This is a genomic window from Solwaraspora sp. WMMB762 (genome assembly GCF_049179115.1).
GTDB lineage: Bacteria > Actinomycetota > Actinomycetes > Mycobacteriales > Micromonosporaceae > Micromonospora_E.
Genome location: NZ_JBMHMD010000001.1, coordinates 4,551,144 through 4,565,256 on the forward strand (window position 1 = coordinate 4,551,144; position 14,113 = coordinate 4,565,256).

Annotated in this window: 12 protein-coding genes; 4 read left to right on the plus strand and 8 right to left on the minus strand. The window is 71.5% G+C overall.

What is annotated here, in order from left to right; all coding sequences use genetic code 11:
* Positions 1-111 precede the first annotated feature (111 nt).
* The 4 genes from ACN27J_RS20235 to ACN27J_RS20250 all read left to right on the plus strand — a co-directional run bounded on the left by ACN27J_RS20235 (position 112) and on the right by ACN27J_RS20250 (position 4,075).
* On the plus strand, positions 112-891 hold the full coding sequence (locus ACN27J_RS20235; protein WP_421368523.1) for a PIG-L deacetylase family protein: 780 nt from the start codon (positions 112-114) through the stop codon (positions 889-891).
* Complete coding sequence (locus ACN27J_RS20240; RefSeq protein WP_421368525.1) at positions 888-1,853, plus strand: methyltransferase domain-containing protein; 966 nt, start codon at positions 888-890, stop codon at positions 1,851-1,853. The genes ACN27J_RS20235 and ACN27J_RS20240 overlap by 4 nt, the downstream gene beginning before the upstream one ends.
* A gap of 94 nt (positions 1,854-1,947) precedes the next feature.
* On the plus strand, positions 1,948-2,400 hold the full coding sequence (locus ACN27J_RS20245) for an SCP2 sterol-binding domain-containing protein (RefSeq protein WP_282232857.1): 453 nt from the start codon (positions 1,948-1,950) through the stop codon (positions 2,398-2,400).
* Positions 2,401-2,494: 94 nt separating this feature from the next.
* The gene (locus ACN27J_RS20250) at positions 2,495-4,075 is read left to right on the plus strand and encodes an AMP-binding protein (protein WP_421368527.1); all 1,581 of its coding nucleotides are present in this window, start codon (positions 2,495-2,497) and stop codon (positions 4,073-4,075) included.
* A 73-nt stretch (positions 4,076-4,148) separates the two neighbouring features.
* Here the strand turns inward: ACN27J_RS20250 and ACN27J_RS20255 are convergent, their stop codons facing one another.
* The 8 genes from ACN27J_RS20255 to ACN27J_RS20290 all read right to left on the minus strand — a co-directional run bounded on the left by ACN27J_RS20255 (position 4,149) and on the right by ACN27J_RS20290 (position 14,087).
* Positions 4,149-4,424, minus strand: a complete 276-nt coding sequence (locus ACN27J_RS20255) for a DUF2795 domain-containing protein (protein WP_123606462.1) — start codon at positions 4,422-4,424, stop codon at positions 4,149-4,151.
* A gap of 64 nt (positions 4,425-4,488) precedes the next feature.
* Positions 4,489-5,733 (minus strand): phosphoribosylamine--glycine ligase, encoded by a 1,245-nt coding sequence (gene purD / locus ACN27J_RS20260; protein ID WP_421368529.1) that lies wholly within the window; start codon positions 5,731-5,733, stop codon positions 4,489-4,491.
* Between the two features lie 11 nt (positions 5,734-5,744).
* Positions 5,745-7,109 carry a NarK family nitrate/nitrite MFS transporter gene (locus tag ACN27J_RS20265; RefSeq protein WP_421368531.1) on the minus strand — a complete coding sequence of 455 codons (1,365 nt, stop codon included), beginning with the start codon at positions 7,107-7,109 and terminating at the stop codon, positions 5,745-5,747.
* Between the two features lie 202 nt (positions 7,110-7,311).
* Positions 7,312-7,686: a Rieske (2Fe-2S) protein gene (locus ACN27J_RS20270; protein ID WP_421368533.1), complete on the minus strand. Its 375-nt coding sequence runs from the start codon at positions 7,684-7,686 to the stop codon at positions 7,312-7,314.
* Positions 7,683-10,169 (minus strand): nitrite reductase large subunit NirB, encoded by a 2,487-nt coding sequence (gene nirB, locus ACN27J_RS20275; protein ID WP_421368535.1) that lies wholly within the window; start codon positions 10,167-10,169, stop codon positions 7,683-7,685. The genes ACN27J_RS20270 and nirB overlap by 4 nt, the downstream gene beginning before the upstream one ends.
* Before the next feature lies 1 nt (position 10,170).
* Positions 10,171-10,518 (minus strand): molybdopterin oxidoreductase, encoded by a 348-nt coding sequence (locus ACN27J_RS20280; RefSeq protein WP_416594874.1) that lies wholly within the window; start codon positions 10,516-10,518, stop codon positions 10,171-10,173.
* Positions 10,519-10,533: 15 nt separating this feature from the next.
* Positions 10,534-12,723, minus strand: a complete 2,190-nt coding sequence (locus ACN27J_RS20285) for a molybdopterin oxidoreductase family protein (RefSeq protein ID WP_421368537.1) — start codon at positions 12,721-12,723, stop codon at positions 10,534-10,536.
* Between the two features lie 101 nt (positions 12,724-12,824).
* The gene (locus tag ACN27J_RS20290) at positions 12,825-14,087 is read right to left on the minus strand and encodes an alpha/beta fold hydrolase (protein WP_421368540.1); all 1,263 of its coding nucleotides are present in this window, start codon (positions 14,085-14,087) and stop codon (positions 12,825-12,827) included.
* Between the last annotated feature and the right edge of the window lie 26 nt (positions 14,088-14,113).

The window sequence follows — 14,113 nt, forward strand, 5'->3', positions numbered from 1 at the left end:
AACTTCCGCCACCGCACGACAAAGTCGACCTCGCTTGGGGATATCCGCTGCCACAATCGCTTCAAACGGTCCAGCCCGGCCTCCGCCCACCATCCCTCGAAAGGGCGCCGAATGCCCGACCAGGACTACTCGGCGATAACGGACATCGTCGTCTCGCCGCATTTCGACGATGGCGTACTCTCGGCAACCTCGGCACTGCATGCCGGGCACTCCACACTCCTGATCACCGTGTGTGGCGGCGTGCCGGCAGAGGGCCAGGAGAGGAGCCATGAGGAGTGGGACCGTCTGTGTGGCTTCGAATCGGGTCCCGCCGCCGCCAAAGGACGGGCCGCTGAGGATCGGGCCGCCGCAGCGGTCGCCGGCAACTCGGTGATGCACCTTCCGGTCCCGGATGCGCCGTACCGCAGCAGATTCCCGTCGGAAATGGTGGTGTCGGCACTCGCCGGCCTGATCCGGCGGGACGTGCGGTTGTGGATCCCGGTCGGTATCGGTGACCACCCAGACCATGTCGGCACCCGGGACGCAGTTCTGGCCGCTGTCGCCGGAGCCGATACCGATTGCCCGCTGATTTTCTACGCCGACTGCCCGTACGCGTTCGGCTCCGGCTGGGACGCACCCGACTCCGAGCGACCCATCGCCGACCAGTGGGAGCCGCAGCTCGCCGCCCTGGCCCACCTCGTGGACGTGGCAAGCCCGCGGATCGCCCGCCTCGACGACCCCACCATGCGGCTGAAGATCGCCATGCTCCGCTGCCATGCCTCGCAGCTGGCAGGTCTCGCCGTGGACCATCCCCACTTCCTGGCCTGGGAGGGGCCACTACGCCAGGAGGTCTTTTGGTCAACCTCCGCCTCCATCCCAGCTCTGGAACCAACTCCCGGGAGTAGCGCATGATCGTCGGTGGTTCAGCCATTCACCCGGAACGTGCCGACGCGGCGGCACTCCAGCAACTCGGCGACGCCATGCGGAAGGTGATCGGCGGCGAGCGGGAGACACCTCTGGCCGACCTGCTCTGCGGCACCGCGGTCGACCCGGACGAACTGGCCGCGGAGATCGGTACGGACTGCCGACGGGTGCTGTTGGACAGTGGCATCGCACTCGACGACGGTCGGCATCTGTCGTCCCCGCTGCGCGGCCACCAGTTGCACGGCGTCGTGGTGCTGACTGACCCAGACGTCGATGAGGACGTGCAACACCGCTGGTACATCGACCCGCTCTGGGAAGCGGACCTGCTGATCCGGCTGATGCTCGGCCGCGGCGGTAGCCGCGCGCTGGACATGGGCTGCGGCTCCGGGGTGCTCTCTCTGGTACTCGCCGACCGGTACGACGCAGTTCTCGGGCTGGACGTCAACCCGCGTGCCGTCGCCCTGTCGCGGCTCAACGCCGCACTCAACGGGCTGACAAATGTCACCTTCGACGAGGGGGACCTGTTCGAGCCAGCCGAGGGGCGGTTCTCCCGGATCGTCTTCAACTCACCGACGAACGAGGAGGGCAACGAGTTCGTCGACCTCCTTGAGGCCGGTGAACCGATCCTGCAGAAGTTCTTCCGGGAAGTGCCCCGGAAGCTGGAGTCCGGTGGTGTCGTCGAGGTCAACCTCGCGATGAACGACTATCCGGGCGATCCCTTCCGGGAACGGCTCGCCGACTGGCTCGGGCTGACCGAGCACGGGCTGCGAGTCCAGATCTTCGTCTCCCAGCGGCGGACGACCGGCGGCGGCGGCGAATGGAAGCGGGGATGGCTGGTGATCGCGCCGGGCCCGGTAGGCCTCGTCGAGACCGAGTGGCCGTACCACGACCGCTACGAGGAGGACCCGGGATCGCTACTCGGTGCGACGGACCAGCTGCTGGCGCGCTGACCTGCCCGATCTGCGTCAGGCCCCACCGGCCAAACCTACCGACGCGTAACATTACGCTAAGGTAGGCCCGACGTTCCGATCTGGAGGGTATGCGATGACCGAGTTCGACCCGGCCAACTTCGCGTCCATCGACGCCAAGGAGTTCAGCAAGCTGGTCAAGACCACCCCGGATTCCAAGATCGCCGAGGTGATGCAGGGCGACCTGCGCGGCAAGGTCCTCGACGAGGTGTTCAACCGGATGCCCGTCCTGTTCCGTCCGGAGAAAGCCGGCGCCACCAGCGCGGTGATCCACTGGAACATCACCGGCCGGCCGGACGGCGGCACCGACACCTACGAGATCGTCGTCGACAACGGCACCTGCGTGGTATCCCCGGCCGCCGAGCGCGAACCGCGGCTGAGCCTGACCCTCGGACCGGTCGACTTCCTCAAGGTCGTCGCCGGCACCGCGAACCCGATGATGATGTTCATGACCGGCAAACTCAAGGCCAAGGGCGATCTCGGACTTGCCGCCCAGATCCCCAACCTGTTCGACATCCCCAAGAGCTGACCACCGATCCGTAGCCCCGCCTGATACGTGTCCTGTATCAGCGGGGTCGACCATCCCTCCGACCGGTCACGCCCGCAGCTGGGGGTGTGTGCCGGTGGACCTGCCGTTCCTGATTTCCACGCTGACCCGACGCGGGGTGCTCACCCCCGGCTTGCCGGTGCGGACCGTCGCCCAACTCGCCGCGCTGCGTCGCTGGGGGTTCACCCTCGTCGGCGAACTGCGCCAGGCCGCCGCCCGCGATCCGCGCCGGGTCGCGCTCATCGACGACGGCGGACACCAGCTGACCTACCGGGAGCTGCTGGACCGCGCCGAGCGGTTGGCCGGCGCGCTGCGTACCGCGCTGGACGTCTCCGCCGGGGACCGGATCGGCCTGCTCTGCCGCAACCACCCCGACATGGTGACCGCGATGGTCGCCGCCGGGCTGCTCGGCGCGGACACCGTACTGCTGCACACCGGGCTGGCCGGGCCGCAGCTCGCCGCCGTCGCCGACGAGCAGCGGCTGCGGGTGCTGCTGCACGACCGCGAGTTCGGCGAACAGGTCGTCGAGGTCGACACCGCGGTGATCCGGGTCGACGAGACCCGGGTCGCGCAGCTGCTGCGCGACGCACCGACGGACACCCGGCTGGAGCCACCGCGCCGCGACGGCCGCACCATCGTGCTCACCTCCGGCACCACCGGCACCCCGAAGGGCGCCCGACGACGGACCCCGACCGGCTTCGGACCGCTGGCGTCGATCATCGATCGGATCCCGCTGCGGGTCCACGACCGGATCATGATCGCCACGCCGGTCTTCCACACCTGGGGGTACGCCGCCCTGCAGATCGCGTTCGCGCTGCGGGCCACGGTGGTGCTGCACCGACGATTCGAGCCGGCAGCCGCGCTGGCCGCCGTCGACCGGCACGACTGCACCGCTCTGTTCGCCGTGCCGGTGATGCTGCAACGGCTGCTGCACGACGTACCGGAGCCTCGGCAGCAGCCGACCGGGCTGCGGGTGGTCGCGGTCAGCGGCTCGGCGCTCGGCGGCGGCATCGCCACCCGGTTCATGGACCGGTACGGCGACGTGCTCTACAACCTGTACGGGTCGACCGAGGTCTCCTGGGCGGCCATCGCCACCCCGGCCGACCTGCGCCGGGCACCGAACACCGCCGGCCGGCCCCCGTACGGCACCCGGCTGGCGGTGCTCGGGCCGGACGGCGAACCGGTGCCGACCGGGCAGGTCGGGCAAATCTTCGTCGGTAACGAGCTGCTCTTCGATGGCTACACCACCAGCGACGACGGCACGGCCGAACGCCGGCACGGGCTGCTCGGCACCGGCGACCTCGGTCACGTCGACGCCGACGGGCTGCTCTTCGTCGGCGGCCGGGCCGACGACATGATCGTCTCCGGCGGGGAGAACGTCTTCCCGTCCGACGTCGCCGACCTGCTGGCCCAGCTACCGCAGGTACGCGAGGCCGCGGTGGTCGGCCTGCCCGACGCGGAGTACGGCCAGCGGCTCGCCGCGTACCTGGTGCTGCACCCGGAGGAGACGCTCGACGCCGAGGCGGTCCGGGAGTACGTGCGCCGCTACCGCGCCCGGTTCGCCGTCCCCCGGCATGTGATCTTCCTGTCGGCGCTGCCGCGCAACGCCGCCGGCAAGGTGGTCACCCGGGACCTGCCCCGGCCGACGGGCAGCTGACCGGACCCCGGGCCCCGACCCGGACCCGGACACTCGGCGCACACCGGGCACTCACCCGACACTCACCCGGCACTCACGGCTGGCGCAGATGCTGGGCCACCCGCTGGTGGTCCCGGAACCGCGCCCGCGCCGCCCGCTGGGCCGGGTCCTGCTCCGGCGCGGCGTCGATGTGCGCCGAGCGGGCCGCCTCCGTACGGTTGGCGTACTCGACCGGCGGCAGGCCGCGCAACGCGCGTACCACGCCGGGGCTGGCGCCGACCCGCCGCGCCTCCGCGACGATCTGTTCCTTGTCGGCGGGAAAGTCCAGCTCGTTCAGGCTGTCCAGTACGTCCTGGTAGCTCGTCCCCATGCGCCGGGGCGTACCCGCCGGGCGGGCCGCTATCCGGCCGGCACGGGGTGATCCGGCACCCGGGTCAGGGCAGGGTGATCCGGCCTTCGGCGGCGGCCAGGGCGATGTCCGTCCGGAAGTGCCCGCCGGGCAGGTCGACCCCGGCCAGCAGCCGGTACGCGGCGTCCCGCGCGCCGGCCAGGTCGGCACCGACGCCGGTGGCGCTGAGCACCCGACCACCGGCCGAGACCAACCGCCCCGTGGCGTCGCGGGCGGTGCCGGCGTGGCTGATCCCGGCCTGCCCGGCACCGGTGATCATGTCGCCGGTGCGGGCCGCCGCCGGGTAGCCGGCCGACGCGAGCACCACGGTCACCGCTGCCCCGTCCCGCCAGTGCAGCGGCGGGTGGTCGGCGAGCGTACCGGTTGCCGCCGCGTGCAGCAGGCCGGCCAGCGGGGTCTCCAGCAGCGCCAGCACCACCTGGGTCTCCGGGTCGCCGAACCGGGCGTTGAACTCGATCACCCGGGGGCCGGCGGCGGTGACCGCCAGCCCGACGTAGAGCAGCCCGGCGAACGGGGTGCCCCGGTGGCGCATCTCGGCCAGCGTCGGGTGCACCACCTCGGCCATCACCTGGTCGACCAGGTCCGGCGGCGCCCACGGCAACGGCGCGTACGCACCCATGCCGCCGGTGTTCGGGCCGGTGTCGCCGACGCCCACCCGCTTGAAGTCCTGGGCGGGCAGCAGCGGCACCGCCGCCGTGCCGTCGGTGACGACGAACAGCGACACCTCCGGCCCGGCCAGGTACTCCTCGACCACCACCTGCCCGCAGGATTCGGCGTGGCCGAGGGCGGCGGCCCGGTCCTCGGTCACCACCACCCCCTTGCCGGCGGCCAGCCCGTCGTTCTTCACCACGTACGGGGTGCCGAAGGCGTCCAGCGCGGCGGCCACCTCGTCGGCGTTCCGGCAGGTCACGGCGCGGGCGGTCGGCACGCCGGCGGCGGCCATCACGTCCTTGGCGAAGCTTTTGGAGCCTTCCAGGACGGCGGCCGCGCCGGACGGCCCGAAGCAGGCGATGCCCTTGGCGCGTACCGCGTCGGTGACCCCGGCGACCAGCGGCGCCTCCGGGCCGACCACGACCAGGTCGGCCGCCGCCTCGACGGCGAGCGCGGCGACCGCCTGCGGGTCGGTGGTGGTGACCGGGCGCAGCTCGGCCACCTCCGCGATGCCCGGATTGCCGGGAGCGGCGATCAACTGGTCGACGGCCGGGTCGGCGGCCAGGCTGGACGCGAGCGCGTGCTCGCGTCCGCCGCTACCGATGAGAAGTACGCGCACAACGGCCGATCCTAGACGCCGGCCTGCGCCATCCGGGAACCCCGCCGCAGATAGGCGAACCAGGTGACGGCCAGCATCACCACGAACAGCAGGACGTAGAAGCGCAGCGCCGGCTCGATGTTGCCGTACGTCGACTTGGCCCAGGCGTAACAGATCGGCACCAGGAAGCCGCCGAACGCGCCGACCGACGAGATGATGCCGAGTGCGCCGGCCGCCTCCCGGCGCATCCGCAGCATCGTCTCCGCAGAGCCGCCCCGGTCCTCACCCTTCACCCGGAAGATCTTCGAGATCATCCGGTACGTCGACCCGTTGCCGACGCCGGTGGCGACGAACAGCACCATGAAGCTGACGAAGAAGACGCCGAGGTTCTGCTGCTGCACCGCCCACAGCGCGGCGTAGGCGCCGGCGGCGAGGACGACGAAGCTGGCCGCGGTCACCCGGGCACCGCCCATCCGGTCGGAGAGCCGACCGCCGAGCGGCCGGGCGACCGAGCCGATCCCGGCGCCGAGGAACGCCCAGCCGAGCGCGATGTCCGGCCGGTTGAACACCGCGTTGAGCAGGGTCGGGAACGCCGCCGAGTAGCCGATGAACGAGCCGAACGTGCCGATGTAGAGCAGCGACATGATCCAGGTGTCGGGGTGGCGCAGCGACGACCAGACCGGTTCGACGTCCGCCTTCGCCTCGGCCAGGTTGTCCATGTAGAGGTAGGCGCAGACCGCCGCGATGACCGCCAGCGGGATGTACATCAGGCCGGCCCGGGACAGCGCCAGCCCACCGCCGAGCACGATCACCTTCGGCACCAGGAACTGCACCACCGCGACGCCGATGTTGCCGCCGGCGGCGTTCAGGCCGAGCGCCCAGCCCTTTTCCCGTTCCGGGTAGAAGAACGAGATGTTGGCCATGCTGGATGCGAAGTTTCCGCCGCCGAATCCGGCTGTCGCGGCGATCACCAATAGGGCGCCGTACCCGATTTCCGGATTGTTCACGGCCCAGGCGAGACCGGCGGACGGGATGATCAGCAACAGGGCGGAGACAACCGTCCAGTTGCGGCCGCCGAAGATCGGCACCGCGAAGGTGTACGGCAGCCGCAGGAACGCCCCGACGCCGCTGGGTACGGCGGTCAGCCAGAGCGTCTGGCTGACGCTGAGGTCCCACCCGGCGCTGCTCAGCCGCACCACCACGATGCTCCAGAGCAGCCACACCGAGAAGCCGATGTGTTCGGCGAAGATGGAGAAGATGAGGTTGCGCCGGGCCACCGGCCGGCCCACCGTACGCCAGAAGATGGGGTCCTCCGGCTCCCAATGGGCGATCCACCGTTTCCGGTTCTCCTGCGGGCGGGTCTCGATGGTCTCCGCGTTGACTGTCTCGTTGGCCATCAGGTTGGCTCCTTAGCCATCGGGTGCCGTAGGGTGGCGATCGAGATGCTGCCGAGCGACGTTTGCGGATCGGCGATGATCGGGCGTCGGCCGGGGTGGCATTGGGGAGTCAGGTTATGAACCGAATGTTTCCTGGCGTGGAAAACGGTGATGTCGGGGCGTGGTCATGGTTCGCACCGGGCCGGCCCCGACGTTGTGAGATCTACCGGCCGTCGCCACCGACGCGCGGTGCCGAGGCCCGTGCCGCCGGCACCGAGACCCACACCACACCGGCCGGGTCCTGCCGGACCGGATAGCTGCGCAGTGCCGGCTGCCCGGTGCGCGAGCATCCGGTCGCCAACTCGAAGACGTGCTGGTGCAGCGGGCAGATCACCACCTCGGCGTCGATCAGCCCGTCGGCGAGTGGACCGCCGGCGTGCGGGCAGACCGCCGACACCGCCCGCAGCTGCCCCGACGTCAGCCGGAACACCGCCACCAGATCACCGGCGACCGGGTAGGCCCGCCCCTCGCCGGGCGGGATGTCGTCGGCAGGCCCGATCCGGTGCTCGACCAGCCGGCCGTCGTCGACGGCGGTCACGACCGGCTGCTCTCGGCGCGGACCGGCACCGCCGGCAGCGGCACCAGCGGCAACGCGGTCCGGAACTGGCCCGGGGTCGCCGGAGTGTCCCGTTCCCGCCACGGATCCCGGTAGCCGGCCACCGCCGCCGCCATCCGTTCGTCGAGTCCGGGGCCGAGCCCGTCGACGTCGTCGACGATCAGCTCCCGCAGCCGGTCGACGCCGACCCGGGGCACGAACGCGTAGGTGCGTTCCAGCCAGTTCGCGTTCTCCCGGTAGTACTGCAGGAACCGGCCGGTCAGCGTCATCACCTCGGCTGGCGTGTCGACGGTGGCCAGCAGGTCGCCCTTGCGTACGTGAGCACCGGCCGCACCGCCGACGTAGATCTCCCACCGGCCGCCCTCGATCGCGACCACCCCGAGGTCCTTGACGTACGCCTCGGCGCAGTTACGCGGGCACCCGGTGACCGCCAGCTTGAGTTTGCCCGGCGCCTCCAGCCCCTGGAACCGTTCCTCGATCGCGATGCCGAGCGCGGTCGAGTCGCCCAGGCCGAACCGGCAGAAGTCGCTGCCCACGCAGGTCTTCACGGTCCGGAAACTCTTGCCGTACGCGTACCCGGACGGCATGTCCAGGTCGGCCCACACCTGCGGCAGGTCCTCCTTGCGGATGCCGAGCAGGTCGATGCGCTGCCCACCGGTCAGTTTGACCAGCGGCACCTGGTGCTTCTCGGCCACGTCGGCGATCCGGCGCAGCTGGGCCGGGGTGGTGCAGCCGCCCTTCATCTGCGGCACCACCGAGAAGGTGCCGTCGCGTTGGATGTTGGCGTGCACCCGGTCGTTGATGAACCGGGCACCGCGCTCGTCGACGTACTCGTCGCCCCACATCATCCGCAGCAGCGACACCAGCCCCATCTTGCTCTTGGCGTCCTCGCGGCCGTCGGCGAGCGCCTCGAAGACCGCCGACACGCTGCGCAGCCGGCGGGCGCGGATCTCGGCCATCAGGGTCGGCTTGTCCATCGGCACCCCGGGCACGTACCAGTTGGCGGCCGGGTCCTCCGCGACCTCGCCGCCGGCGGCCCACTCGACGATCTGGCCGACCAGGCTCTTGCACGAGCCGCAGCCCTTGCCGGCCCGGGTGGCGTCCATCACCCCGCTCACCGTGCGGACCCCGCCGGCGACGGTGGCGACCAGCGCGCCCTTGCTGACCCCGTTGCAGTTGCAGACCTGGGCGTCGTCGTCGAGTTCGGCAGCGGACACCTCGGCCGGCGGCCCACCGAGGTCGAACAGCAGCCGGACCCGTTCCTCGGGTAGCGGCGAACCCCGGTCGAACGCCTGCATCAGGAAGCCGACCTTGCTGACGTCGCCGACCAGGGTGGCGCCGATCAGCCGGTCGTCGCGGACCACCACGCTCTTGTAGACGCCGCGCCGGGGTTCGGCGAAGACCACGAACTCGTCGTCATCGCGTTCCGGCGCGGTCACCCCCATGGCGGCCACGTCGACCCCGGCGACCTTCAGCTTGGTCGCGGTCCGCGAGCCGTGGTACGCCGCCGTCGGGTCGGTGCCGGTGAGCTGCCCGGCGAGCACCTTCGCCTGGTCCCACAGCGGCGCGACCAGGCCGTACGTCTGGCCACGGTGCTGCACGCACTCCCCGACCGCGTAGATGTCCGGCTCGTCGAGCACCCGCAGGTGGTCGTCGACGACGATCCCCCGCTCCACTGGCAGGCCGCTGACCTGCGCGAGCGTGGTGTTGGGCCGGATCCCGGCGGCGATCACCACCATGTCGGCGGCGAACGTGCGCCCGTCGGCGAGCCGGACCCCTTCGACGGCGTCGCGACCGAGGATCCGTTCGGTGCGGGCCTTGGTGACCACATCGATGCCGAGCCGTTCGACGCTGCGCCGCAGGATGTCCCCGCCGGTGGCGTCGAGCTGGGCGTTCATCAGGTGCCCGGCGGCGTGCAGCAGGGTCACCGACACGCCGTACTGCTGCAGGCCGCGGGCGGCCTCCAGGCCGAGCAGCCCGCCGCCGATCACCACCGCCCGCTGGTGGTCGCGGGCGTAGCGGATCATCGCCCGGGTGTCGTCGGGCGTGCGGAAGGTGAAGACTCCCTGGTGGAAGCCGCGTCGCGGGTGATGGGCGCCGTCGATCGGCGGCACGAACGGCACGCTGCCGGTGGCGATCACCAACTTGTCGTACGGGGTGGTGGTGCCGTCGACGGCGTGCACCGCCCTGGCGAACCGGTCGATCCGGGTGACCTCCACGCCGGCCCGCAGGGTGATGCCGTTCTCCTCGTACCAGGGCAGACTGTTGAGGAAGATGCCGTCCTCGGCCTCGGCACCGGAGAGCACGTTGGACAGCAGGATCCGGTTGTAGTTGCCGTACGGTTCGGCGCCGAACATGGTGATCTCGTAGCGGTCCGGGCCGACCCGGTCGATGATCTCCTCGACGGTACGGGCACCGGCCATGCCGTTGCCGATCACCACCAGCCGCGGTCGTCGCTGCGTCAACTCACACCTCCACCAGGCCGAGATCGAGCACGACGGTGCCGGTGGTGCCGGCCGGCGCGGCGACCTGCAGCTCCACCACGGTGCCGCTGTCGAGGTCCTCGACGACCCGCAGCGGTACGTGCACCGCGTCGCGGGCGCCGATCGGGAAGTAGCGCATCGGATCGCCGTCGCGCAGCAGCAGGACGTAGACCAGCTCGCCAGAGCTGTTGCCGCCCCGGAAGTAGACGGTCTGCGCGACCAGCCCGTCCGGCACCGTGTAGCGCAGGCTGCCGTCCAACGGCAGCGGCGTGTCCAACCCTTTGCCGTCGAACGCGAACACTCCTTGCAGGAAACGTGGGGTCGACTGCATCGTGGGTCCCTTTCGTCAGGTGGCGGGATCGTCCGGGGCGGCGCTGCTCCGGCCGGCTTCGTCCGGGCCGGCGGTGGCCCCGCCGGCTCCGTCGGGTCCGGCGAGGCGGCGGACCGCGACCGCGCAGACCTTGAACGCCGGCATCCGGGAATGCCGGTCCAGGGTCGGATCTGTCAGCGCGTTGGCGCTGGCCAGGCCGCCCCAGTGGAACGGCACGAAGACGGTGTCGGGGCGGATGTGCTCGGTCAGGTACGCCCGGAACACCGCCCGGCCCCGCCGGGTGGTCAACTCGACCAGGTCGGCGGTGCCGATGCCGAGCCGGCGGGCCAGGTCCGGATGGATCTCGGCCTTCGGATCGCTGGCCGTACTGCTCAGCGACGGCGAGCGGCGGGTCTGGTTGCCGCTCTGGTACTGGCCCATGATCCGGCCGGTGGTGAGCAGGTACGGGTAGCTGCGGTCGGGCAGTTCGGCGGGTTCCCAGTGCTCCACCCGGATGAACCGGGCCCGCCCGTCGGCGGTGGCGAACCGTTCGGCGAACAGTCGCGGCGTACCCGGATGGTCGTCGGCCGGGCACGGCCAGAACACCCCGTCCTCGGCCTCGATCCGCTGGTAGCTGATGCCGGCGTAGTCGGCGATCCCGCCGGCGCTGGCCCGGCGCAGCTCGTCGTAGACGGTCTGCGGGTCGGCGGAGAAGTACTTGCCCCGGCCGAGCCGGTCGGCGAGCGCGGCCAGCACGCTCAGGTCGTCGCGCACCCCGTCCGGTGGCGGCAGCACCCGGCGGCGGCGCAGCACCCGACCCTCCAGGTTGGTCATGGTGCCCTCCTCCTCGGCCCACTGGGCGGTGGGCAGCACCACGTCGGCCACGGCGGCCGTCTCGGACCGGAAGATGTCCGACACGACGAGGAAGTCCAGCGCGGCCAGCCGGTCGGCGACCCGGTCCCGGTCCGGCGCGGAGACCAGGATGTTCGAGGCGAACACCAGCATCGTGCGCACCCCGCCGGGGGTGCCGATCCGGTCGATCATCTCGGTGGCGGAGACCCCCGGGCCGGGCAGGTCGGCCGGATCGACGCCCCACACGGCGGCGACGTGGGCGCGGGCGGCCGGGTCGTCGAGGCGCCGGTAGCCGGGCAGTTGGTCGGCCTTCTGGCCGTGTTCCCGGCCGCCCTGGCCGTTGCCCTGCCCGGTGATCGTGCCGTAGCCGCTGCCGGGCCGGCCGGGCAGGCCGAGGGCGAGCGCCAGATTGATGTACGCCTGCGCGGTGTCCGTACTGCTGCTGTGCTGCTCGGCACCGCGGGCGGTGAGGATCATCGCGGTCGGCGCGGTGGCCAGCGCGTGCACCGTACGCTGCAGCAGCGCCTCGGACACGCCGGTGATCCGCTCCACCCGGTCCGGCCAGTAGCCGGCGACGGCGGTGCGGACCGCGTCGAACCCGGTGGTGCGGTCCCGCACGTACGCCTGGTCGACGTAACCGGCCCGGATGGCGATGTGCAGCAGCCCGTTGGCCAGGGCCAGGTCGGTGCCGGGCGCCACCGGCAGGTGGATGCCGGCGCCCCGGGCGGTCGCCGTACGGCGCGGGTCGGCGACGATGTGGACCGCGCCGGCGGCCCGGCCGGCGTCGAAGTACTGCATGGCCGGCGGCATGGTGTCGGCCGGGTTGCCGCCGACGACCAGCACGGCGCGGGCGTCGGCGATGTCGGCCAACGGGAACGGCAGGCCCCGGTCGATGCCGAAGGCCCGGTTGCCGGCGGTGGCCGCCGACGACATGCAGAACCGGCCGTTGTAGTCGATGTGCGGGGTACGTAGCCCGACCCGGGCGAACTTGCCGAGTTGGTACGCCTTCTCGTTGGTCAGCCCGCCGCCGCCGAACAGGCCGACGCTGGCCGGTCCGTACCGGTGCTGGCTGGCCTGGACGGCGGCGGTGATCCGGTCCAGGGCCTCGTCCCAGCTGGCCGGGCGCAGCGGGCTGCGCCGGTCGGCCGGGTCGGCGCGGACCAGTGGGGTGAGCAGTCGGTCCGGGTGGTCGAGCAGCTCGGGCGCGCTCCAGCCCTTGGCGCACAGCCCACCCCGGTTGGTGGGGAAGTCCGCTGGCTCGATGACGGGCGGTCGGGGCGGCGCCGGCCGCATCCGTACGCCGCACTGCAGCGAGCAGTACGGGCAGTGGGTCGGCACGCTCGGGCCCAGGTCGGGACTGCCGTGGTCGCCCATCGCCCAAGAGTGGGAAATCGACGTTGCACTATCGTATTGCCCACGTCACATCGATGTTGCCAACACCTGTTCCGCTGGCCACCGTCGATGTGATCACCAGGTCAGTCGGTCAGGAACGCGTCGATCTGGGCCAGGAACTCCGGCCAGGCCGGCTCGGACGCGGTGAGCAGATGGTTACGGCTGTCCAGCAGCACCAGTTGACTGTCCGGGATGAGGGTGGCCAGCTCGCTGGCCTGCGAGGTCGGCACCCGCAGGTCGTCGCGGCAGTGCAGGATCAGCGTCGGGCACTGCACCCGGTGGGCGATGTCCGAGACGTCGATCCGGGCGAACTCCTCCAGGAACCGGACCCCGTTGGCCGCCGAGGTGGTCCGCCGCTGGAAGCTGATGAAGTCCTCCAGCTCCTCCGGGGTGCCCTCGGGCAGAAACTGGGAAGCGAAGACGCCGAGGAAACTCGGGTCCTGGTGCGCCCAGCCGACCCGGGCCAGGTTAAGGTCCAGGGCCGCCTCGTCCTGCTCGGCCTGGTTGCGGGCCCGGACCTGGCGGCCCCGGGCGTACGCGCCGGCGAGGATCAGCCGACTGACCCGCTCCGGTCGGCGGACGGCATAGGCGACCGCCACCGCGCCGCCCTGGGAGACGCCGAGCAGCGGAAACCGGTCCAGCCCTACCGCCTCGACCACGGTGTCCAGGTCATCGACCCAGTCGTCGAAGGAGAAGCTCGGCACATCCCAGTCGGACAGCCCGCACCCCCGCTCGTCGTAGCGGACCAACTGCCGGTCCCGGGCCAGCCCGTTGAGCCAGTGCGACCACACCGGGGTGGTCCACTCCAGATCGAGATGGGTCATCCAGTTGGCCGCCTTGAGCAGCGGCGGACCGGATCCGACGGTGGCGTAGGCGATCCGGGTGCCGTCGTCGGCTCGGCAGAACCGGACGACCTGGCGGTCCGCGCCGCTCGTCTCCCCGGCGACGACCGACCGGGCCGGTGCCGGTGCCGGTCGGATCGGGTACGCGGCGGGCTCCGGCCCAGGGTCGGCCGGGTCACCGGCCCGGGTCACCGTCACCGATGCCGCGAACTGGTAGCCCCGCCGGTGCACGGTCCGGATCAGCCGCTGGTGACGGCCGGTGTCACCGACGGCGATCCGGGCGGTACGCAGCCCGGTGGTCAGGGCCGCCTCGCTGACGAAACGGTCGCCCCACACCTTGTCGAGAAGTTCGTTCTTCGACACCACCCGGTCGCGGTGCTCGATCAGGTACTGCAGGAGGTCGAGCGCCCGGGGCTCCACGTGGACCGGCTCACCGGACCGCCGCAGCTGGTAACGGGCCATATCCAGTTCGTATTCACCGAAGCTGTAGGTGTCGCCGACCATCGGGTGAGCGTACCGTCCGGTTCGCG

Coding starts and splice junctions, on each gene's coding strand:
- ACN27J_RS20235 (WP_421368523.1), top strand. CDS start 112: ATGCCCGACCAGGACTACTCGGCGATAACGGACATCGTCGTCTCGCCG.
- ACN27J_RS20240 (WP_421368525.1), top strand. CDS start 888: ATGATCGTCGGTGGTTCAGCCATTCACCCGGAACGTGCCGACGCGGCG.
- ACN27J_RS20245 (WP_282232857.1), top strand. CDS start 1,948: ATGACCGAGTTCGACCCGGCCAACTTCGCGTCCATCGACGCCAAGGAG.
- ACN27J_RS20255 (WP_123606462.1), bottom strand. CDS start 4,424: ATGGGGACGAGCTACCAGGACGTACTGGACAGCCTGAACGAGCTGGAC.
- ACN27J_RS20265 (WP_421368531.1), bottom strand. CDS start 7,109: ATGGCCAACGAGACAGTCAACGCGGAGACCATCGAGACCCGCCCGCAG.
- ACN27J_RS20280 (WP_416594874.1), bottom strand. CDS start 10,518: ATGCAGTCGACCCCACGTTTCCTGCAAGGAGTGTTCGCGTTCGACGGC.
- ACN27J_RS20285 (WP_421368537.1), bottom strand. CDS start 12,723: ATGGGCGACCACGGCAGTCCCGACCTGGGCCCGAGCGTGCCGACCCAC.
- ACN27J_RS20290 (WP_421368540.1), bottom strand. CDS start 14,087: ATGGTCGGCGACACCTACAGCTTCGGTGAATACGAACTGGATATGGCC.